The sequence below is a fragment of the Acetobacter sp. AAB5 genome (assembly GCF_050106715.1).
In the GTDB taxonomy this organism is placed as follows: Bacteria; Pseudomonadota; Alphaproteobacteria; order Acetobacterales; family Acetobacteraceae; genus Acetobacter; species Acetobacter oryzifermentans.
Window position 1 is genome coordinate 60,607 of the sequence record NZ_JBNIEW010000001.1, and the last position, 20,381, is coordinate 80,987.

Annotated in this window: 16 protein-coding genes; 9 read left to right on the forward strand and 7 right to left on the reverse strand. The window is 54.2% G+C overall.

Annotated features, from left to right (window positions below; all coding sequences use genetic code 11):
- The first annotated feature begins 10 nt into the window (after positions 1 to 10).
- The 3 genes from ACP7IZ_RS00280 to msrA all read left to right on the forward strand — a co-directional run bounded on the left by ACP7IZ_RS00280 (position 11) and on the right by msrA (position 4,103).
- Positions 11 to 652, forward strand: coding sequence for a DUF2497 domain-containing protein (locus tag ACP7IZ_RS00280; RefSeq protein WP_006115309.1), 642 nt, complete (start codon positions 11 to 13; stop codon positions 650 to 652).
- Positions 653 to 793: 141 nt separating this feature from the next.
- Positions 794 to 3,487 (forward strand): valine--tRNA ligase, encoded by a 2,694-nt coding sequence (locus tag ACP7IZ_RS00285; protein WP_426847646.1) that lies wholly within the window; start codon positions 794 to 796, stop codon positions 3,485 to 3,487.
- A gap of 79 nt (positions 3,488 to 3,566) precedes the next feature.
- Positions 3,567 to 4,103, forward strand: coding sequence for a peptide-methionine (S)-S-oxide reductase MsrA (msrA, locus tag ACP7IZ_RS00290; RefSeq protein WP_426847390.1), 537 nt, complete (start codon positions 3,567 to 3,569; stop codon positions 4,101 to 4,103).
- An 11-nt stretch (positions 4,104 to 4,114) separates the two neighbouring features.
- Here the strand turns inward: msrA and ACP7IZ_RS00295 are convergent, their stop codons facing one another.
- The 5 genes from ACP7IZ_RS00295 to ACP7IZ_RS00315 are packed head-to-tail and all read right to left on the reverse strand — an operon-like array spanning position 4,115 to position 9,769.
- Entirely contained in the window at positions 4,115 to 5,470 is a 1,356-nt protein-coding gene (locus ACP7IZ_RS00295; protein ID WP_426847391.1) for a nitrate/sulfonate/bicarbonate ABC transporter ATP-binding protein, read from the reverse strand.
- Between the two features lie 15 nt (positions 5,471 to 5,485).
- Positions 5,486 to 7,234 (reverse strand): ABC transporter permease, encoded by a 1,749-nt coding sequence (locus tag ACP7IZ_RS00300; RefSeq protein WP_426847392.1) that lies wholly within the window; start codon positions 7,232 to 7,234, stop codon positions 5,486 to 5,488.
- Entirely contained in the window at positions 7,231 to 7,710 is a 480-nt protein-coding gene (gene dut, locus ACP7IZ_RS00305) for a dUTP diphosphatase (RefSeq protein WP_426847393.1), read from the reverse strand. The genes ACP7IZ_RS00300 and dut overlap by 4 nt, the downstream gene beginning before the upstream one ends.
- A gap of 32 nt (positions 7,711 to 7,742) precedes the next feature.
- The gene (gene coaBC / locus ACP7IZ_RS00310; protein WP_426847394.1) at positions 7,743 to 8,975 is read right to left on the reverse strand and encodes a bifunctional phosphopantothenoylcysteine decarboxylase/phosphopantothenate--cysteine ligase CoaBC; all 1,233 of its coding nucleotides are present in this window, start codon (positions 8,973 to 8,975) and stop codon (positions 7,743 to 7,745) included.
- Positions 8,976 to 8,986: 11 nt separating this feature from the next.
- A complete protein-coding gene (locus ACP7IZ_RS00315; protein ID WP_006115302.1) occupies positions 8,987 to 9,769 on the reverse strand; it encodes a class I SAM-dependent methyltransferase in 783 nt (260 codons plus the stop codon).
- A 29-nt stretch (positions 9,770 to 9,798) separates the two neighbouring features.
- On the opposite strand from ACP7IZ_RS00315, the gene mutM reads away from it, so the two are divergent.
- The 6 genes from mutM (at position 9,799) to gyrB (ending at position 17,781) form a co-directional block, all read left to right on the forward strand.
- Complete coding sequence (gene mutM, locus ACP7IZ_RS00320) at positions 9,799 to 10,638, forward strand: bifunctional DNA-formamidopyrimidine glycosylase/DNA-(apurinic or apyrimidinic site) lyase (RefSeq protein WP_426847395.1); 840 nt, start codon at positions 9,799 to 9,801, stop codon at positions 10,636 to 10,638.
- A gap of 137 nt (positions 10,639 to 10,775) precedes the next feature.
- Positions 10,776 to 11,045, forward strand: a complete 270-nt coding sequence (gene rpsT, locus ACP7IZ_RS00325) for a 30S ribosomal protein S20 (protein WP_012812907.1) — start codon at positions 10,776 to 10,778, stop codon at positions 11,043 to 11,045.
- Positions 11,046 to 11,384: 339 nt separating this feature from the next.
- On the forward strand, positions 11,385 to 12,818 hold the full coding sequence (gene dnaA / locus ACP7IZ_RS00330) for a chromosomal replication initiator protein DnaA (protein WP_426847396.1): 1,434 nt from the start codon (positions 11,385 to 11,387) through the stop codon (positions 12,816 to 12,818).
- A 115-nt stretch (positions 12,819 to 12,933) separates the two neighbouring features.
- Entirely contained in the window at positions 12,934 to 14,058 is a 1,125-nt protein-coding gene (gene dnaN / locus ACP7IZ_RS00335) for a DNA polymerase III subunit beta (protein ID WP_426847397.1), read from the forward strand.
- Positions 14,059 to 14,103: 45 nt separating this feature from the next.
- Positions 14,104 to 15,252, forward strand: coding sequence for a DNA replication/repair protein RecF (gene recF, locus ACP7IZ_RS00340; RefSeq protein ID WP_426847398.1), 1,149 nt, complete (start codon positions 14,104 to 14,106; stop codon positions 15,250 to 15,252).
- A 90-nt stretch (positions 15,253 to 15,342) separates the two neighbouring features.
- Positions 15,343 to 17,781 carry a DNA topoisomerase (ATP-hydrolyzing) subunit B gene (gene gyrB / locus ACP7IZ_RS00345; protein WP_426847400.1) on the forward strand — a complete coding sequence of 813 codons (2,439 nt, stop codon included), beginning with the start codon at positions 15,343 to 15,345 and terminating at the stop codon, positions 17,779 to 17,781.
- 114 nt (positions 17,782 to 17,895) lie between these two features.
- Here the strand turns inward: gyrB and kdsA are convergent, their stop codons facing one another.
- Together kdsA and ACP7IZ_RS00355 are read right to left on the reverse strand one after the other, a co-directional pair.
- A complete protein-coding gene (kdsA, locus tag ACP7IZ_RS00350; RefSeq protein WP_426847401.1) occupies positions 17,896 to 18,729 on the reverse strand; it encodes a 3-deoxy-8-phosphooctulonate synthase in 834 nt (277 codons plus the stop codon).
- A complete protein-coding gene (locus tag ACP7IZ_RS00355) occupies positions 18,726 to 20,360 on the reverse strand; it encodes a CTP synthase (protein WP_003625521.1) in 1,635 nt (544 codons plus the stop codon). The genes kdsA and ACP7IZ_RS00355 overlap by 4 nt, the downstream gene beginning before the upstream one ends.
- Positions 20,361 to 20,381: the final 21 nt, after the last annotated feature.

The following is a 20,381-nucleotide window of genomic DNA, read 5'->3' on the forward strand; positions in this document are numbered from 1 at the left end:
GGGTTATTGTATGGCATCGTCACAGGATCCATCTGAAGGCACAGGTAAATCAGTAGCAGATGTGCTGTCTTCTATACGGCAGACCCTGCATGATGAGCATCTGGCAGCCATGGCTCCCCCTTCTTCGGACACAGACTCCGCAGAGGGTGATGAAGACGACGATATGCTGGTTCTTTCCCCTTCCATGATGGAAGGGCTTGTGCAGGAATCGCAGCCGGATCATCATTCCAGCCAGCCCAACAGTTCAGCGCATCATCCAGTCAATATGGGAGAAGACACGGCTCTTGTGCAGTCATCACCTATCGCTCATGATGACGGTATCCTATCCGTAACTGATCTGAGACAGATCCCGCTAACTGAAAAGGCAGAACACGATATGTCTGGTCCTCTCCCAATCCCCCTGAATGACGAAACCATGTCAGATACATCAAATTCATTCGCTGTTCTGCAGAAAACCCTGCAGGATAAGTATCTAAGAGAGCATGAGGAGAGAAAAGTGGCTATTTCACATGAAGGGTCTCTGACTGTTGAAGATATCGTGCGCCAGGAAGTGCGCGTATTCCTTAAAAAGTGGCTGGATGCACATCTTGCAGGCATCGTGCAGGCTGCTGTCCGTAAGGAAGTGGAACGTCTGACGCAGCGCGGTCTGTAATACCGGAAACCAGACACGCCGTTACTGGGTGAACGCACACATTTCAGTAACGGGTGCTCTGCCAAAAACCGGATGATTGCTCTGCAAAGGCGGAGGCAGTACATGCCTGCCGCCTTTTTTACGTTGTGTGGTGGAATACATATGCTGAACAAGTCTTTTGAGCCGGCCCAGATAGAAACACGTCTGTACGAATTATGGGAAAGCAGAAAGGCATTTTCTGCACAGCCCAGCAGCGGCAAAAAGCCGTTTACCATTATGATTCCACCGCCGAATGTTACCGGCACCCTGCACATGGGCCATGCCCTTACCATGACATTGCAGGACACGCTTATCCGCTGGAAGCGTATGCAGGGGTTTGACACCCTGTGGCAGCCCGGCACAGACCACGCAGGCATTGCCACCCAGATGGTGGTGGAACGCACCTTGGCCACCGAAGGCAAAACCCGCCAGGAAATGGGCCGTGATGCGTTTATTGAGCGCGTGTGGGAATGGAAGGAACAATCCGGCGGCGGCATTACAAAGCAGCTTCGCCGCCTTGGCTCCTCTCTCGATTGGCCGCGTGAACGCTTTACGATGGATGAAGGCCTTTCCCGCGCAGTGCGGGAAGTGTTCGTAACCCTTTATAATGAAGGGCTGATTTATCGTGATCGCCGGTTGGTAAACTGGGACCCGGTTTTCCGCTCCGCCATTTCTGATCTGGAAGTGGAAAGCAAGGATGTTGCCGGTAATCTATGGTATATTCGCTACCCTGTTGAAGGCGCTGGGGATGCAACAATTACCGTTGCCACCACGCGGCCAGAAACCATGCTGGGCGATACCGCTGTAGCCGTTCACCCAGAAGATGAGCGCTATAAAAACCTGATTGGTAAATCCGTTCGTCTGCCATTGACTGGCCGCCTGATTCCGATTGTTGCAGATGAACATTCGGACCCGGAAAAAGGCACGGGTGCCGTTAAAATCACTCCCGCGCACGATTTTAATGACTTCGAAGTCGGCCGCCGCCACAACCTGCCCATGATCTCTGTTCTGGACGATCAGGCCCGCATTGTGCTGGATGAAATTGAGCAAGACCTCAGCGCCGTTGAAGGACTGGCTGACCCAGCCTTTGTGCGCAGTCTGGCTGGCCTTTCCCGCGAGGAAGCACGTAAAACTATTGTCGCCCGTCTGGAAGAAGATGGCTGGCTGGAAAAAATCGAACCCCATCGCCATCAGGTGCCGCATGCTGAACGTGGTGGAGCGGTTATTGAACCACGCCTAACCACGCAATGGTATTGTGATGCTGGCAAGCTCTCTGGCCCAGCCGTGGAAGCCATTACATCCGGCCGCGCCAGCTTTATTCCCAAACAGTGGGAAAACACCTTCTTTGCTTGGATGCGTGATATCCAGCCTTGGTGTATTTCGCGCCAGCTTTGGTGGGGCCATCGTATTCCGGCATGGTATGGCCCAGACGAACATGTGTTTGTGGCGCATGATGAAGCCGATGCGCAGGCACAGGCCAACGCCCATTACGGCAAGGTAGAAGTACTGCGGCGTGATGATGATGTGCTGGACACGTGGTTTTCTTCCGCCCTATGGCCGTTCTCCACATTGGGCTGGCCAGATAAAACACCAGAACTCGCCCGGTATTACCCAACTGATGTTCTGGTAACAGGCTTTGACATCATCTTCTTCTGGGTTGCCCGGATGATGATGATGGGCCAGCACTTCATGCATGATGTGCCGTTCCGCAACATTTTCATTCATGGCCTTGTGCGCGATGAGCACGGGCAGAAAATGTCCAAGAGCAAAGGCAATGGTATTGATCCGCTGGAACTGATCGACCAGTACGGTGCGGACGCTATGCGCTTTACCATTTGCGCACTCACCGGCATTGGGCGAGACGTTAAACTGGGTCGCAAACGGGTAGAAGATTACCGTGCCTTCATTACCAAGCTGTGGAATGCCGCTCGCTTCTGTGAAATGAATGGCGTTAAACCTGTTGAAGGGTTTGATCCGGCAACCGTTAAATCTCCGCTTGGTCGGTGGATTATTGCCGAAGCGGCCGCTGCTATTACAGAAGCAACGCGTGCGCTGGATTCCTACCGTTTTGATGAATACGCACTCAGTTGCTACCGCTTTGTATGGAACCGCTTCTGTGACTGGTTCCTTGAGTTCGCAAAGCCCGTATTTAACTCTACGGATGAAGCCGAAGCTGCAGAAATTCGCGCTGTAGCGGCTTATGTTCTGGGCGTTATCCTGCGCCTGCTACAACCTGTTATTCCGTTTGTAACGGATACGCTGTGGCACTCCTTTGGATATGGGGAAGAAGGCAGCCTTATTTCTGCAAGCTGGCCAGAACCTGTTGTGCCAGCCGGTGCAGAAGCGGCTCAGGCAGAGTGCGACCAGATTATTCGCCTGATTACGGAAATCCGTACAGTGCGGGCTGAAATGAACGTGCCACCAGCACAGAAAGCCCCAGTGTTTTTGAAAGATGCCTTGCCGCAAACATTGGACCACGCACAGCGTTGGCAGGAAGCCATTGGCCGCATGGCACGTGTTTCTGAAATTGCGCCATTGCAGGGTGATATTCCGCACGGTTCCGCGCAGGCTGTGGTGGATGAGGCAACTCTTATCATCCCGCTAGCCGGGTTGATTGATCTGGATGCCGAACGCGCCCGCCTGAAAAAGGAACTGGGTAAGGCGGAAGATGAAGTTGCCAAAACTGAAAAGAAACTTGGCAACCAAAACTTTGTTACACGCGCCAAACCCGAAGTGGTGCAGGAAATGCGGGACCGTCTGGAAGCGCAGCAGGGTGAGTGCGTGCGCCTGAAGGCAGCTCTATCTCGCATAGGGTAACAACCGCGCGATCCCATATAGCCTGCTGGCTTAATTGCTGGCAGGCTATATGAGCATACAAGCAGGAGAGAACAGCAGCATGGAAACAGCAATACTCGGCGGTGGGTGCTTCTGGTGTCTGGAAGCTGTTTACCGTGGCATGAAAGGCATTCTCTCTATTGCGCCGGGTTATGCAGGCGGCACTGTGCAACACCCTACCTATCAGCAAGTGTGCACCGGGCAGACAGGCCATGCCGAGGTTATCCGGCTGGAGTTTGACCCTGCCATTATCAGTTATGCTGAAATTCTACGCATCTTCTTTGTTATGCATGACCCCACAACCCTGAACCGACAGGGGAATGATAAGGGCACGCAGTATCGCTCCGTCATTTTCTATGAAAATGACCAGCAGAAGCAGCTTGCAGAAAGCGCCAAACAAGAAATCGCGCAGGAAAAAATCTGGGGCAATCAGCCTGTGGTGACGGAAATTCAGCCTCTCACCACTTTCTGGCCAGCGGAAGAAGCGCATTTTGATTATTACGCCCGCAACCCTATGGCGAGGTACTGTCAGGTTGTTATCAGCCCCAAAGTGGCTAAAGCCCGCAAGGAGTTCGCGCGTTACTTTAGCCCTGCATAAAAACAGACGGCTTATTCTGAAGTTTCATCTTCCAGAAAAAAGCGGTCTCCTTCTTCATCATAATCAAACAGTTCCGCAAACCGGCCCCAGCCAATAATGGTCTGGAGTGTCTGGCGCGCGTAATCGGCAGACATGCTATCTTCCAACTCACTACGGAAACGCTCTGCTTTAATGCTGTGAGATGGCCGTTCATCCAGCAGGGTGCAGATCATACGCACCAACGGCACGTTATGGAGCAACGCGTGGCCCATAATAGCCTTGCGCTCATCCAAATCGCTCAGAACAAAATGTACGCCCTCGTTGGTGAGCAGGATATCTCCATCTTCCAGTTCTGCCAGACGCAAAAGTTCCAGAGATTCCCCTAGTGGGAACAGATCATCCAGTTCAAGCTGAAGCTTTTCTGCCAATACCGGCAAATCTGCTCGACCATTAAGCGGGGGCGCAGCCAAGGCCTCCATCATTCCGATCATCATAGTGATAGAAACAGGCACCAAAGCGCGGAAGGAGCGGGTAAGGGCAGCGCCTTGCGGCGTACCTCGGCGAGCCAGATCGGCTTCAGAAACAATAGGGGCACGCTGCGTCATCAACGCATAAATGTGGTCCACCAGTTGGCGGAACTCTGCATCTTCGCGGTTACGTGGGTGTGCAAACGGCACGTTCAGCACATGCGCAATGCGCCCGGGGTTGGAAGATGCAATCACGATACGATCACACATCAACACAGCTTCTTCAATATTATGCGTCACAATCAGCATACATTGAACCGGCAGCTTTTCTTCCGACCACAGCTCTATCAGATCTGTGCGCAAATTTTCCGCTGTCAGCACATCCAGGGCAGAAAAAGGCTCATCCATAAGCAACAAGTCAGGATGCACCACCAAAGCACGAGCCAACCCTACACGCTGCTGCATGCCGCCAGAAAGCTCCTTGGGCCAAGCATTCTCATACCCGCCCAAGCCGATCAGATCTATGGCATCATCAACCAGCTTGTCACGCTCTGCGGCAGGCACTCCGCGCGCATCTAGCCCTAGCGCTACGTTTTCTTCAACCGTCATCCACGGAAAGAGGGCGAAGGACTGAAACACCACCGCAATTTCCTGCGTAGGTTTATGCAGAGGCTGCCCTTTCCACAATATCTCACCAGAAGAGGGCGGCAGCAAACCAGCTAGAATACGCAGCAGGGTAGATTTGCCCGAACCTGAACGCCCAAGCAGCCCAACTATTTCTCCGGCATGCAAGGTAAGGCTAATGTTATCCAGCACCTGCACATCAGCAGCGCTGTCCTTATGGTAAAAACGGCTAACATGACGTGCTTCTGCCAAAACAGAGCCGGATGGAAATGTTTTTTTCTCTGGGCCAGATGCCATTGCTCTCTATCCGGTTCAGTTCAGTTTCAGGCGACGAGCGACAAAGTCCGACAAAGGCCGCCATACCAAAGCATTGGTGAACATGACAAATACACACATCACCACCGTACCCAACCCAACATTACTAATGTTTCCCAGCTGAGTGCTTTGCGCAACATAAGCGCCCAGACCGTGGGCCGTTAAGGTTGTTTCTCCCCACTGCGCCACTTCCGATGCAATGGCTGCATTCCATGCGCCACCTGCGGCCGCCATAACGCCCACAAGGTAATAAGGTGCAATGCCCGGCAGTATAATGCGCCGCCACCAGAACCAGCCTCTTACTTCCAGATTTCGGCCAACTTCCAGCAAATTGGACGGGAAGGAGGAGGCCCCAGCAATAACGTTAAACAGGATGTACCACTGCGCGCCCAAAATCATCAGCGGGGTTAGCCAGATGTCCGGCGTCAGATGGAAATGTACAATCACCACCACAAACACCGGAAAGAACAGGTTAGCCGGAAAAGCTGCCCCATACTGTGCCAATATCTGCGCCCGCCGGGCGCGCGTGGGGTCCAAACCGCACCAGATACCCACCGGCACCCATATTAACGATGCCAGCACCAGCATACTGACCACACGCAGCAATGTTATGCCACCCAACCCAAACACATAGGCAATCTGGCCAAGCGTGTAATGCGTATGCGCGTAAGCCCACACCTGCCATGAAGCCGCAAGGCAGACGATCAGAAGAAAGCCCCACCACAGCCAATCCGCACCACCATTGCTGTCATCCGCTGTGGCTTGCACTGTATCGGGGCGAGCCCCCAGAGGCAGGTAGCTTATACGCCGCCCAACAGAAAGCAGGGCATTGCCCCCCATCCGCAGCAAACGCGTGCGGCGCACCAGCCGCAAAAACCATGGCTCCACAACCTGGGCCGTATTAACACTTTCCAGCCTGAAGCGTGTGGCCCATGCAGCCAAAGGCCGAAACAGCACCTGATCATAAACCAGAATAACAACCATCATGGCCACAATGGCTGCGGCTACAGCACCAATATTCTGCTGATCTATGGCCATACCAACATAGGAGCCTATGCCCGGCAGCGTAATATCCGTGCTGCCAACGGTAATGCTTTCAGAATACACCACCATGAACCAGCCACCGGCCATGGACATCATGGCGTTCCACACCAAGGAGGGGATAGTGCAGGGCACTTCCAGCCGCCAGAACTTCTGCCAGCTTGTTAGGCCAAAACAGCGTGCGGTTTCTTCCAGCTCAGGCGGCACAGACCGCAGGCCCTGATACATGCCCAACGCCATGTTCCATGCCTGACTGGTGAAAATAGTAAAAATTGCCGCACATTCTGCCCCCAGTATGCGCCCCGGAAACAACCCCAGAAAAAACGTGATGGTGAAAGACAGAAATCCAAGGATGGGAACAGATTGCAGTACGTCCAACAAAGGTATCAAAATCTGCCCTGCACGCCTGCTTTTTGCCGCCAACGTTGCATATACAAACGTGAACACCAAAGAGCACGCCAAAGCCGCAAACATGCGTATGGTTGTGCGCAGCGCATAGCCGGGCAAATGCCACATATCCAAATGTATGGGCATGCTGGCGGGCGCCACCAATGGCCCCAGCATGTGCCTTACTGCTGCCCCCAGCGCTATTGCCGCAGCCGCCAGACACAAAAGCAGAAGAGCATCTGCGCTGTTCAGATAACGTAAAGGCAGAGAAGACGAACCTTGTGGCCGAGGTACAAGGTTCATCCAGCTTCTGTTCATGGCACTCCGGTTCCCGTGCTGCCAAATCCACCTGCGCCGCGCTGGGTTTCATCCAGCTCATCACATTCGGCCCATGCCACCCGTGTAACGGGGGCCACAACGGCCTGTGCAATACGCATGCCGCGCTCAATGGTAAACGGGGTTTGGCCGGCGTTCAGCACAATTACCCCCAGTTCTCCACGGTAATCTTCATCCACTGTTCCGGGAGAATTGGGAAGGATAATGCCGTGCTTGAGAGCCAAGCCAGAACGCGGACGCACCTGAAGTTCATACCCACGGGGCAAGGCTATGCGCAGCCCGGTTGGCACCAACACGCGTGCGCCGGGCAGCAACACCACGGGCTCTGCCACTGCGGCCAGCAAATCCATCCCCGCAGCCCCAGCCGTGGCGTAGGAGGGCAGGGGCAAACCCTGCGCATGAGGGAGGCGTTGCACCTGCACACTAAGATCAGCCGAAGGAGAAATGGGTGCAGACATCAACAAGCCTCTATCAAAATTTCAAAAACAATCTAGCAGGATTCTGTAAACCAATCTGCCATGCGAGAAGCAAGCCTTTGTGCAACTTCTTCTTTTGGCATATGTGGCCAGCGCTCGCTTCCTTGGGCGGTTATCAGAACAACCTGATTTCTATCACCCCCCATAATACCTGTGCCAGCACTTACATCGTTTGCAACAATCCAGTCACATCCCTTGCGTTGGCGCTTGGCGGTTGCGTGCTCCTCAACCTTTTCGGTTTCTGCGGCAAACCCCACAACAAGCATAGGGCGCTGTGGGCCGGGAGCGGAAATTTCGGCCAGAATATCTGGGTTAGGCACCAGCCGAATAGGAGCGGGCACATCGTCTCGGCTGGTTTTTTTAATTTTTTGCCCCGCTTGCACCTCAGGCCGCCAATCTGCCACCGCCGCGGTGCAGACAGCCGCATCAAACGGGGCCGCTGCTTTAACGCATTCCAGCATTTGGCAAGCGGTTTCGCACGGAACAAACGTGACACCAGAAGGCGCGCGCAACATGGTTGGGCCACTTACCAATGTCACGGAAGCTCCAAGATCCGCCAACGCAGCAGCAATGGCATAGCCCTGTTTGCCGGAAGATCGGTTAGCCAGATACCTTACCGGGTCTAGCGGTTCTTGCGTAGGGCCCGCTGTTACCAGAACAGACTTACCCGCCAAAGGGCCATTCTGCTGTTGCCGCTGGCGGAAAAATGCTTGCACGGCATCCAAAACATCGGCGGGTTCCGGCATCCGGCCTGCGCCAAATTCACCACAGGCCATGGGGCCAATAGCTGGCGGCACAACAAGCACACCGCGCTGCTGTAACGTGGCTACGTTATGCTGCGTAGCGGCGTGCTCCCACATTCTCACATTCATGGCGGGAACAGCCATTACAGGTGCATCTGTCGCCAATAAAAGCGTGCTGGCCAGATCATCCGCCAAACCACCGGCCATGCGTGCCAGTAAATTGGCAGATGCAGGGCAAACAAGAACCAAATCTGCCCAGCGGGAAAGCGCAATATGCCCCATTTCCTGCTCAGCCGTTAACGAGAACAGGTCTGTATAAACCGGCTGCTCACTTAACGCTTGCAGGGTAAGGGGCGTTACAAACTGGCTTCCGCCTTCCGTAAGCACGCAGCGCACCTGCATGCCAGCGCCTTTAAGCAGACGTATCAACTCCGGCGCCTTGAAGGCGGCAATACTGCCGCCCACAATGAGCAAAACGGAACGGGAAGGCAAAGCCACGTCCATACCCTTTGGCCTTATACGCGCCAGCCGGAATGAATGGCCGCAATACCACCGGAAAGGGACTGATACCGCACGTGAGAGAACCCAGCCTCACGGAACATATCTGCCAGTGTTTCCTGATCTGGGAAGGTGCGGATGCTTTCCGCCAGATACTGGTAGCTTTCACGGTCCTTGGCGATCAGATTGCCCATGGCAGGCAGCACCTTGAAAGACCACGCATCATAAATAGGTGCCAGTGCCGCCACCTGAACGCGGGAAAATTCGAGGCACAGAAAACGCCCGCCGGGTTTGAGCACACGCCGTGCTTCACGCAGCACAGCCATTTTATCTGTGCAGTTCCGCAGGCCAAAAGCGATGGAAACCCGATCGACGGACATATCGCGCAGCGGAATAGCTTCTGCATCCACAACGCAAAAAGACAGGTCGGATACAAAACCACGATCAATGGCCCGGTCCCGCCCAACAGACAGCATGCTGCTGTTAATGTCGGTCATAATGGCGGAGCCACCGCCACCCTTCAGCCAGCCAAAGGTAATATCACCCGTGCCACCGGCCAGATCCAACAAAGACATGCCGGGCTGCGGGCCAAGCTCTGTTACAAAAATACGCTTCCATACCCGATGGATGCCAAGGGACATGATATCATTCATCACGTCATACTTACCCGCAACGCTATCAAACACGTCACGAACAAGGTTTTTCTTTTCTTCCTTCCTTACGGAACGGAAGCCGAAATCCGTTTCTTCCACTGTTGCGTCAGAAGAAGCGGGGGAGGGCGTAAAGCTGTTGTCGGTCATGGGGTTCCCCTATACCCTGCTTTTTAGCCATGCCGGAACTCCCTGAAGTAGAAACCGTAATGCGCGGGATGCAGATTGCCCTGCAAAACGGTACCATCAAAGAAGCAATTGTGCGCCGTCACGACCTGAGATGGCGGATTCCTGCCGATTTCTCACAAACAATAGAAGGCCGCCGGATAGAAGGCTTTCGCCGCCGGGGCAAATATATTCTTATGCGCCTGTCTGGTGGAATGTCCATAATCTGGCATTTGGGCATGTCTGGGCGCGTGCTTCTCGATTCTCCAACCACGCCATTATTGCATGAGCACGTTGTGCTGATTCTGCAAAATGGAAAGCGCTGTGGTTACATAGATCCGCGCCGGTTTGGCATGCTGGATCTGGTTCCAACCGATCAGGAAGATACCTATCCATTGCTGGCAGGCATGGGGCCAGAGCCGCTTGAGCCAGATTTTACCCCCAAAACGCTCTTGGCTGCCAGCAAGAACAGGCGGATGCCGATCAAACCTTTCCTGCTTGATCAGAAGGTTGTGGCGGGGTTAGGCAATATTTATGTGTGCGAAGCCCTGTTTCGGGCTGGCATTGCCCCAACCATGCCGGCCTGCAATCTTACCGGCCCCAAAGCCCGTAAATTGGTGCAAGCCATACGTGATGTGCTGGAAGAAGCCATAGAGGCAGGTGGTTCCAGCCTGAAAGATTATGTACGCCCAGAGGGCGGGCTGGGGTATTTCCAGCACGCATGGCGGGTGTATGGGCAAACGGGTAAGCCATGCCCCAATTGCCCCGGCACACCCGCATGTTCTGGCGTGCAGCAGATAACGCAGGCCGGACGATCCACATTTTTTTGTCCCCAAAGGCAGAAAAACGGGTAAAATCCTAGTGGTCGGCACGGAAGAAGCTTGACGGAAGGCGCTTAGGTGCATTACAGCACCGCTTACTCTTTTGGGTAGCGCGTTCCGGCGTGTCTGCCCTTTTAATCTTTCTTAAGTGCTGGACAGAATAGAAACTCATGGCGAATATCGCTTCGGCGCGTAAGCGCATCCGGCAGACCGCGAAGCGGACTGCTCGTAACACCGCCCGCAAATCCCGCATGCGTACTTTCATCAAGAAAGTAGAAACCGCAGTTGAAGCTGGTGATCATGGCGCTGCGCGCGAAGCACTGCGCCTTGCTCAGCCAGAAATCCAGCGTGCGGCCACTAAGGGCGTTATCCACCACAACACGGTGGCCCGCAAAATTTCCCGCCTGTCTGCCCGTGTGAAAGCACTGGCTCCGGCCTGAGGAAAGTGCGGGGCTACCTTATGGTGGCCATCTGACGCTTTGAGATAAAGCCGAATCATCACCCAGATGGTTCGGCTTTGTTTTTATCACCACCTTGGCTGGATAAAGCGCAAGCAGGGCAGGCAGCATGAAATATTGATTGCTCCATTTGCTCTCACTGCTTTACCTTGCTGGATGGCTTGGCGCTGTTCGGGCTATCTTCCGCAAGATATAAGCAAGCCTGCACCATAGGCCGCCAAGGCCGTTACAGATGTTACACAGCACGGGCAGCACACGTGCCGCCTGTTTTGTGAAAATGCGTGAACCCATTCGCGCCTTAATGACCGCTCGGGAGCAAAAATGACAATCGGAGTGGACGATGACGAAAGCGCCTTTTCCCGGCTTGAAGACGGCAAGGGGCTTGAGGAATCGTGGCTGCGTATCTGCGCCCGCCTGAAGGGCGAAGTTGGCGAAGTTGAATACCGCACCTGGCTGACCAAAATTGCGCTGGGCCCGATTGATGGTGATGAAATCACCCTGCTTTTACCCACACGCTTTTTGCGCGACTGGGTAAGAAGCCAGTATGGTGACCGCCTGAGTGAACTGTGGAATCAGGAAATCCCCAGTATCCGCCGGGTGGAGCTACAGGTTGCCCGCGCCGGAGATCCGGCCCCCATACCTTTGGAAAATGTGCCTAGCGCCAACACAGCAGCACCCGCGCAGGAAGAGGCCACCCCAGCAGCACGCACCGCGCCAGAAGTGCGGAGTGACTTGGTAACTGCGCTGGATAGCCGCTTTACGTTTGATACGTTCGTGGTGGGCAAGCCCAATGAATTTGCTTATGCCTGCGCCCGCCGGGTTGCAGAAAAACCCTCCAGCGTCGGGTTTAACCCGCTGTTCCTTTACGGTGGTGTTGGGCTGGGTAAAACACATCTGATGCATGCCATCGGGGCCGAGCTGATCCAGAGCGGCAATGTGTCCGTGGCCTATATGTCTGCCGAAAAGTTCATGTATCGGTTTATTGCGGCCATTCGTTCGCAATCTACCATCGAGTTCAAGGAGCAACTGCGTTCCGTCGATGTGCTGATGATTGACGATTTGCAGTTCCTGATCGGCAAGGACAACACGCAGGAAGAATTCTTCCATACCTTTAATGCGCTGGTAGATGCCGGGCGGCAGATTGTGGTTTCGGCTGATAAATCCCCATCCGATCTGTCGGGGCTGGAAGATCGGCTACGCACGCGTTTGGGCTGCGGTATGGTGGCAGATATTCATGCCACCACGTTTGAGCTACGTATTTCCATTCTGGAATCAAAAGCCGCTGCCTCTGGCGTTGTGGTGCCCGGTAAGGTTCTGGAATTTCTGGCACACAAAATCACGTCCAATGTGCGTGAGCTGGAAGGCGCGCTCAACCGCCTCATTGCTCACGCCAATCTGTTTGGCCGCCCGGTTACTCTGGAAGCCACACAAGAAGTGCTGCACGATATTCTCAAGGCGCACGACCGGCGTGTGACGATTGAGGAAATCCAGAAAAAAGTAGCCGAGCACTGGAACATCCGCCTAACAGACATGTCATCTGCCCGCAGGGCGCGCAATGTGGCGCGGCCCCGGCAGGTTGCCATGTATCTGGCTAAGCAGCTTACAAGCCGCTCCCTGCCAGAAATTGGGCGCAAGTTCGGTAATCGTGACCACACAACCGTTATGCATGCGGTAAATCGCGTTACGGAACTGATGGGGCTGGACGCTGCTTTTGCAGAAGATGTGGAACTCCTGCGGCGGATGCTGGAAAGCTGAAAACGTAGAGATTCCAAAGGGATTGACTGATAATGCCCACCTGTTACTTTTCGAGGTGGAAAAAGCAGGTGCCTCTTGCCAAACAGAGGCCCTGTCTTGCAGGAAAGAGGGTTAGATGAAGTTTTCGGCGGAACGTGCAACACTGCTTAAGGCGTTGGCCCATATCCAGAGTGTTGCAGAAAAGCGTAACACCATACCCATTCTAGCCAATGTTCTTATTCAGGCCGCTAGTGGACAGCTCAGCCTGAAAGCCACGGACATGGAAATTGAAGTGGTTGAAGGTGTTCCCGCCAACATCACGCGGGAAGGGGCTACAACTGCACCTGCATCTGTTTTGTACGAAATCGTGCGCAAGCTGCCCGATGGCGTGGATGTAGAGCTGGATCAGGCCGATAGTGAAGGCCCACTTCTACTGCGTGCGGGCCGCTACGCTACCCGCCTGAACGTGCTGAGTGTGGATGACTTTCCATCCATGGGGGCAGGGGATTTCCCATATCGTTTCAAACTGCCCGCAACAACGCTGCATTCACTAATAGACCGCACACGTTTTGCCATTTCCACCGAAGAAACCCGTTATTACCTCAACGGTATCTTCCTGCATGGCACAGAAGTAGATGGCGAACCCAAGCTGCGCGCCGTGGCTACAGATGGACACCGCCTAGCCCGTGTGGAAGCCGATCTACCAGCAGGCGCCGCCGGAATGCCGGGGGTTATTGTCCCACGCAAAACCGTGGCCGAAGTGCGCAAACTGATTGATGAAGCGCCAGAAGAAGTGGAAATCGCACTTTCTGAAACGCGTATTCAGTTCACGGCAGGCCCCGTTACACTTACATCTAAGTTGATTGATGGCACGTTCCCTGAATACGAACGGGTGATCCCACGCAACAACACACGCATCCTGCGGGTTGGCAAAAAAGATTTTGCAGATGCCGTGGCACGTGTTGCCGCCATTAGTCAGGAACGCTCACGCCCGGTAAAGCTCACGCTCGAACCCGGCCTGCTTACTCTGTCTGCCAGCAGTACAGAGCAGGGCATGGCTAAGGAAGAGCTGGATGACAACCGCATTTCCTACGATGCAGAAGGGTTGGAAATCGGTTTTCAGGCACGCTACCTTAACGATATTACAGATCAGGTAGAAAAAGAGGTGGAATTTGCGTTTGCAGATAGCGCATCCCCCACCATTGTGCGCGATGTAGATAGCCCATCCGCACTCTATGTTCTCATGCCGATGCGCGTGTGATCCGCTTTTTTGCTTTAACACTTACGGCCTGCCTGCATTGCCCAAATGCAGGCAGGCCAACAGAAGCAGCGTGGCATGCCCCGGCTTCTTAAACTTACGCTTTCCAATTTTCGCAATTACGAACGGCTTGTATGGTCCCCCAATGCAAGCCTATTGGTGCTGACAGGCGAAAACGGCAGCGGCAAAACCAACCTGCTGGAAGCTGTTTCTCTTCTCTCACCTGGTAGAGGACTGCGCGCGGCACCTCTTACACAATTTGGCCGAATGGGCGCGATCAACTGGGGCGTTTCTGCGCGTATTGAAACGAAAGATGAGTTTCTTGAACTTGGCACTGGCACGCAAGGCGGGCAGGAAAGGCCGCGCCGCGTTTTTTTGCTCAACGGCCGGCAAATCCGTGGGCAAGAGGCGTGGGAAGATACTCTTGCTACTGTGTGGATTACCCCACAGATGGATCGGTTATTTAGTGAGGGCGCATCCGGTAGGCGGCGCTTTCTAGACCGTCTGGTTATGGCGGTAACACCGCACCATGCGCGAGAACTGGCCGCATATGATCGTGCCATGACGCAACGCAATCGCCTGCTTCAAACACGCTTTTCCGAACACTCATGGCTATCTGGGTTAGAAGCCTCCATGGCGCGTCATGCTGTGGCTGTTGCCGCGGCTCGGCAGGAAACCGTGCGCCAGATGTGCCATTACGCCCAAAATGGTCTGGGCGCTTTTCCTGCCGCCATTGCGATGCTGCAATGCGCTATTGCCCAGAAACTGGAAACATCTCCCGCGCTAGCCGTAGAAGATTGGCTACGCGCAAAACTTGCCGAGTTGCGAGAAGATGATGCCGCACGTGGGCGCGCCACATTTGGCACGCATCGCAGTGATTTTTTGCTGGAAGATCTCACGTCCAGACAACCAGCAGCGCTCGCCAGTACTGGCCAGCAGAAATCCTTGCTTATTGGCGTTGTGCTGGCACACGCTCGGCTTGTAACCGACTACCGCGGACAGCCCCCCATTTTGCTATTGGATGAACCTTTAGTGCATCTGGATGCTGCGCGCCGGGCCTCATTGCTGGAAATTGTGCAGGATTTTCGCACAACTGTGCTGCTTACCGGCACAGATCAGGCACCTTTTGCCCCGCTTAAGCACAGCGCTCAGTTTGAAACCTTGAAAAACGGTGCTTTTTTGCCATCAGAGCCATAAAACATGCGGCTCAATCTGGCCCCAGAGGCTTGATCAGGGTATAAGAATAAAAGGTTTTTTGTTCTTTCCTGTACGGAGCGTACCGTTCTTATGACCGACCTCTCTCAGCCCACGCCATCTGCCGTTTCCGAAGAGTATGATGCCGCGTCGATCTCTGTGCTGAAGGGGCTGGATGCTGTCCGTAAACGGCCCGGCATGTACATTGGTGATACGGACGATGGCTCTGGCCTGCACCACATGGCGTTTGAAATTATTGATAACGCGGTGGATGAGGCCCAGGCCGGTTTTGCATCGCGCTGCATTGTCACTTTTAATGCAGATGGCAGCGTAAGCGTGCGCGACAACGGGCGTGGCATTCCTACAGACATGCACACAGAAGAGGGTATTAGCGCCGCCGAAGTGGTGCTAACCCGCCTGCATGCTGGCGGCAAGTTCAACCAGAATTCCTACAAGGTTTCTGGCGGCCTGCACGGCGTGGGGGCTGCTGTGGTGAATGCGCTTTCTGAGTGGATGGAAGTGCGCATCTGGCGTAACGGGCAGGAACACTTCATTCGCTTCCAGCATGGTGAGCGCGATGCCCCGCTGGAAGTGGTTGGCCCATCTTCCGAACCCTCAGGCACGGAAGTAACCTTTAAACCCAGCAGTGAAACATTCCCCAAAACGGATTTTGATTTCACCATTCTGGAGCGCCGCCTGCGTGAGCTGGCCTTCCTGAACTCCGGGCTGGAAATTGTGCTGCGCGATGCACGCGTTACCCCCGTGCGGGAAGAAAAATTCTTTTACGAAGGTGGGCTAGAAGCTTTTGTAGATTGGTTGGATCGGTCTCGCACCTCGCTGTTTACGCCGCCCATTACTGGTAGCCTAGAAAACCCGGATAACGGCATTAAGGTTGAGTTCGCGCTCACATGGAATGATAGCTTCCATGAAACCATGCTGTGCTTCACCAACAATATTCCGCAGCGCGATGGTGGGGCGCATCTGGCCGGTTTCCGTCAGGCGCTTACCCGTGTTGTTGGCAAATATGCCGAAAGCATTGCCAAAAAAGATGCGCTTTCCCTGCAAGGGGAAGATATGCGGGAAGGGCTGACGGCTGTTCTGTCCGTTAAAGTGCCAGACCCCAAGTTCTCTTCCCAAACCAAGGACAAGCTGGTTTCGTCCGAAGTGCAGCCCGTTGTGCATGCTGCGGCGGCAGACATCATCAGCCACTGGTTTGAAACCCACCCCAAAGAGGCAAAAATTGTTGTCTCTAAGGTGCTGGATGCCGCCTCTGCGCGTGAAGCAGCCCGTAAGGCGCGTGAGCTTACACGCCGCAAAGGGGTTCTGGATGTTTCATCACTGCCCGGCAAACTAGCAGACTGTCAGGCGCGTGACCCAGCCAAAGCTGAACTGTTTATTGTGGAGGGTGATTCCGCAGGCGGCACCGCCAAACAGGGGCGTGATAGGCGCTTCCAAGCCATTCTGCCGCTAAAAGGCAAGATCCTGAACGTAGAGCGCGCGCGGTTTGACCGTATGCTAGGCTCTGCCGAAATTGGCACGCTCATTACGGCTCTTGGCACTGGTATTGGACGTGGCGAACCAGAGCAGGGCGGTTTCTCTATTGAAAAACTGCGTTACCATCGCATTGTCATTATGACTGACGCTGACGTGGACGGATCTCATATTCGTACGCTGCTGCTGACCTTCTTCTTCCGCCAGATGCCAGAACTGATTGAGCGCGGTTATCTGTATATTGCCCAGCCGCCGCTTTACCGTGCCAAACGCGGGAATGAAGAAACGTATCTGAAAGACGATGCCGCACTCGAGCAGTATCTGCTCAACAAGGCCCTGAACAACGCCAGCTTTGTTTACACGGACAAACGCGTGGTAAGTGGTGAGGAGCTGGCCGCAGACCTTCCGTTCATTCGGCAGGCAGCGCAAGCTATTAACCGCCTTTCCAATCGTATTCCTTCTTGGATTATCGAACAGGTTGCCTTGGCTGGCGCGCTAACAACAGATGTTGAACTGCTCCAGCAGCGGATGCCTGCCCTTCAGCAGCGCCTTGATGCAGCATCTGCTGAAAATGAAAAAAGCTGGAAAGCCGTTGCCAGTGCAGATGGTGTAGAGCTGGCCCGTAATGTGCGTGGGGTAGGGGAAGTTTACCGCATTGACCCAACCATGCTGGCCAGCAACGATGCCCGCTGGCTGACCATACAAGCAAACCGCCTGCAAAAAGACTTTGCAGAAGGCGTGGCGCTGAAAAACGATACCACCGAACACCAGCTAAGTGGTCCGGCGGATCTTTATACCCGACTGTTGGCACAGGGCCGCCGTGGGCTGACAATTAACCGCTTTAAAGGTCTGGGCGAAATGAATGACGCTCAGCTTTGGGAAACCACGCTGGACCCGGCTATGCGCACGCTGTTGCAGGTACGCGTAGGCGATGTAGAAGAAGCAGGCGATGTATTCACCACTCTGATGGGGGATATTGTTGAACCCCGACGTGATTTCATTGTCGGCAACGCACTTAAAGTTGCCAATCTGGACGTCTAACCCTGCACAAAGGGGGAGAGTTTACCTCTCCCCCTTTGTGACTATAAAAAAAGCCGCAGCCTGAAAAATCAGGTTGCGGCTTTTTTGTTGGCAAAAATACTAGCTTCGCCCAGTTTACCCTTTAATCAGAGCATCAATCTGCTTGAACTGCTCCAGCAAGGCTGGCAGGCTTTTAATTGGTAACATGTTGGGGCCATCGCTGGGCGCTTGGTCTGGGTTCTCATGCGTTTCAATAAACAGAGATGCCACACCAATGGCCAAAGCTGCACGAGAGAGCACAGGGGCAAACTCTCGCTGGCCACCAGATGCACCCCCCAAGCCACCCGGTTGCTGTACGGAATGCGTGGCATCAAACACAACGGGGTAGCCGGTCTGGGCCATAATAGGCAGGCCGCGCATATCGTTTACCAGCGTATTATAGCCAAAGCTGGTGCCACGCTCACACAGCATGATGCGATTGTTACCCGTAGAGGCAATTTTGGCCGCAACGTGCTTCATATCCCACGGAGCAAGAAACTGGCCTTTTTTCACATTCACCGCAGCGCCCGTTTTACCGGCAGCTAATAGCAAATCTGTCTGGCGGCACAGAAAAGCCGGGATTTGCAGCACATCCACAGCTTCTGCAACCGGAGCACACTGTTCTGGCGCATGCACATCTGTTAGCACCGGAATATCCAGCGTATTCCGCACGTTAGCCAGAATATCCAGCCCTTCGGCCATGCCAATACCACGCGCGCTGGAAATGCTGGTGCGGTTGGCTTTATCGAACGAGCTTTTATAGATCAGCCCAATACCAGCCTTCTGGCAGATTTCCTTCAAAGCCGTGGCTGTTTCCATTGCATGTGCAGCGGATTCAATCTGGCACGGCCCGGCAATCAGCACAAATGGCTGATCATTGCCAATGTACAAAGAGCCAAGCTGAAAATCCGACCCCAATGCCTGCATCATGCTTTTTTAGCCTTTTCCAGCGCAGCCCCCACAAATCCGGCGAACAGCGGATGCGGTGCAAATGGCCGAGACTTGAGTTCCGGGTGATACTGCACAGCAATGAACCACGGATGATCTGGGTATTCCACCACTTCTGGCAAGATGCCATCAGGTGAAAGGCCAGAGAACTTCATCCCGGCTTTTTCAAGCTGATCCTTATAATGGATATTCACTTCATACCGATGGCGATGCCGCTCACGAATGGACGTTGCGTTATACACTTCTGCCGCGCGGGAGCCTTCAATCAGCTTGGCTGGGTAAGCGCCAAGGCGCATGGTGCCGCCCAGTTCTCCACCTTCGCTCCGGCGCAGGCGTTCGTTACCGCGTGCCCATTCGGTCATCAGCCCCACCAAAGGCTCTTCCGTATAGCCAAATTCGGTAGAAGATGCGTTGGGCAGATCAGCCAGATTACGGGCGCATTCAATAACCGCCATCTGCATGCCAAAGCATATTCCAAGGAACGGAATACCTTTTTCACGCGCAAAGCGAATGGCTTCAATCTTACCCTGAGACCCACGCTCACCAAACCCGCCGGGCACCAGAATGGCATCTACATCGCCCAGTTTGGCTTCCAGTGATGCCGGGTCTTTTTCAAAAACTTCGGCATCCACCCAATCCAGAACAACCTTGGTGCGGTGGGCAATGCCACCATGCAACAGAGCTTCGTTCAGAGATTTGTAGCTATCCAGCAGGGCTGTGTATTTACCAACCACTGCAATGCGCACCTCGTTATCGGGGTGGCGGATGGCATCTACAATTTTTTCCCACCCTGTTAGATCAGGTTCTTCAGCGTGGGGCAGGCCGAAGTAACGCAGCACTTCGGTATCCATACCTTCTGCATGGTAGGAAAGGGGGCAGGAGTAAATGGTATCTACATCCCGCGCGGCAATAACGGCTTCGGGGCGCACATTGCAGAAATTGGCAATCTTACGCCGCTCTGTTGGCGGAATAGGGCGATCACAGCGGCACAGCAAAATTTGCGGCTGAATCCCCACATTCTGCAATTCCTTAACGGAATGCTGGGTCGGCTTGGTTTTCAGCTCACCTGCAGAAGGTATCCACGGCAGCAGCGTAAGGTGCACAACCATGGTCTGATCCGGGCCCAGATCATTACGCAGCTGGCGGATAGCTTCCAGAAACGGCAGGCTTTCAATATCGCCAACTGTGCCGCCAATTTCCACCAACACAAAGTCCAGATCATCCGTATTGGCAACGACAATGTCTTTAATGGCATCCGTAATATGCGGGATAACCTGCACGGTTGCGCCCAGATAATCACCACGCCGTTCACGGGCGATAACATCTGAATAGATTTTGCCTGTTGTGGTGTTGTCTTCCTTAGAAGCATTTACCCCCGTGAAGCGTTCGTAATGGCCAAGATCAAGGTCTGTCTCGGCGCCATCCTCGGTCACAAACACTTCCCCATGCTGGTAGGGGCTCATGGTGCCGGGGTCAACGTTCAGGTAGGGATCAAGCTTGCGTAGGCGCACTTTGTAGCCACGCGTCTGCAACAGGGCAGCAAGGGCAGCAGATGCAATGCCTTTGCCAAGAGAGGATACCACACCACCGGTGATAAAAACAAAGCGGGTCATGAGCAGACTTCCTACACGGAC

Excerpts from the sequence above, each read along its gene's own strand:
- ACP7IZ_RS00280 (WP_006115309.1), top strand. The coding sequence starts at position 11 with ATGGCATCGTCACAGGATCCATCTGAAGGCACAGGTAAATCAGTAGCA.
- ACP7IZ_RS00285 (WP_426847646.1), top strand. The coding sequence starts at position 794 with ATGCTGAACAAGTCTTTTGAGCCGGCCCAGATAGAAACACGTCTGTAC.
- msrA (WP_426847390.1), top strand. The coding sequence starts at position 3,567 with ATGGAAACAGCAATACTCGGCGGTGGGTGCTTCTGGTGTCTGGAAGCT.
- ACP7IZ_RS00295 (WP_426847391.1), bottom strand. The coding sequence starts at position 5,470 with ATGGCATCTGGCCCAGAGAAAAAAACATTTCCATCCGGCTCTGTTTTG.
- ACP7IZ_RS00300 (WP_426847392.1), bottom strand. The coding sequence starts at position 7,234 with ATGAACAGAAGCTGGATGAACCTTGTACCTCGGCCACAAGGTTCGTCT.
- dut (WP_426847393.1), bottom strand. The coding sequence starts at position 7,710 with ATGTCTGCACCCATTTCTCCTTCGGCTGATCTTAGTGTGCAGGTGCAA.
- coaBC (WP_426847394.1), bottom strand. The coding sequence starts at position 8,975 with ATGGACGTGGCTTTGCCTTCCCGTTCCGTTTTGCTCATTGTGGGCGGC.
- ACP7IZ_RS00315 (WP_006115302.1), bottom strand. The coding sequence starts at position 9,769 with ATGACCGACAACAGCTTTACGCCCTCCCCCGCTTCTTCTGACGCAACA.
- mutM (WP_426847395.1), top strand. The coding sequence starts at position 9,799 with ATGCCGGAACTCCCTGAAGTAGAAACCGTAATGCGCGGGATGCAGATT.
- rpsT (WP_012812907.1), top strand. The coding sequence starts at position 10,776 with ATGGCGAATATCGCTTCGGCGCGTAAGCGCATCCGGCAGACCGCGAAG.
- dnaA (WP_426847396.1), top strand. The coding sequence starts at position 11,385 with ATGACAATCGGAGTGGACGATGACGAAAGCGCCTTTTCCCGGCTTGAA.
- dnaN (WP_426847397.1), top strand. The coding sequence starts at position 12,934 with ATGAAGTTTTCGGCGGAACGTGCAACACTGCTTAAGGCGTTGGCCCAT.
- recF (WP_426847398.1), top strand. The coding sequence starts at position 14,104 with ATGCAGGCAGGCCAACAGAAGCAGCGTGGCATGCCCCGGCTTCTTAAA.
- gyrB (WP_426847400.1), top strand. The coding sequence starts at position 15,343 with ATGACCGACCTCTCTCAGCCCACGCCATCTGCCGTTTCCGAAGAGTAT.
- kdsA (WP_426847401.1), bottom strand. The coding sequence starts at position 18,729 with ATGATGCAGGCATTGGGGTCGGATTTTCAGCTTGGCTCTTTGTACATT.
- ACP7IZ_RS00355 (WP_003625521.1), bottom strand. The coding sequence starts at position 20,360 with ATGACCCGCTTTGTTTTTATCACCGGTGGTGTGGTATCCTCTCTTGGC.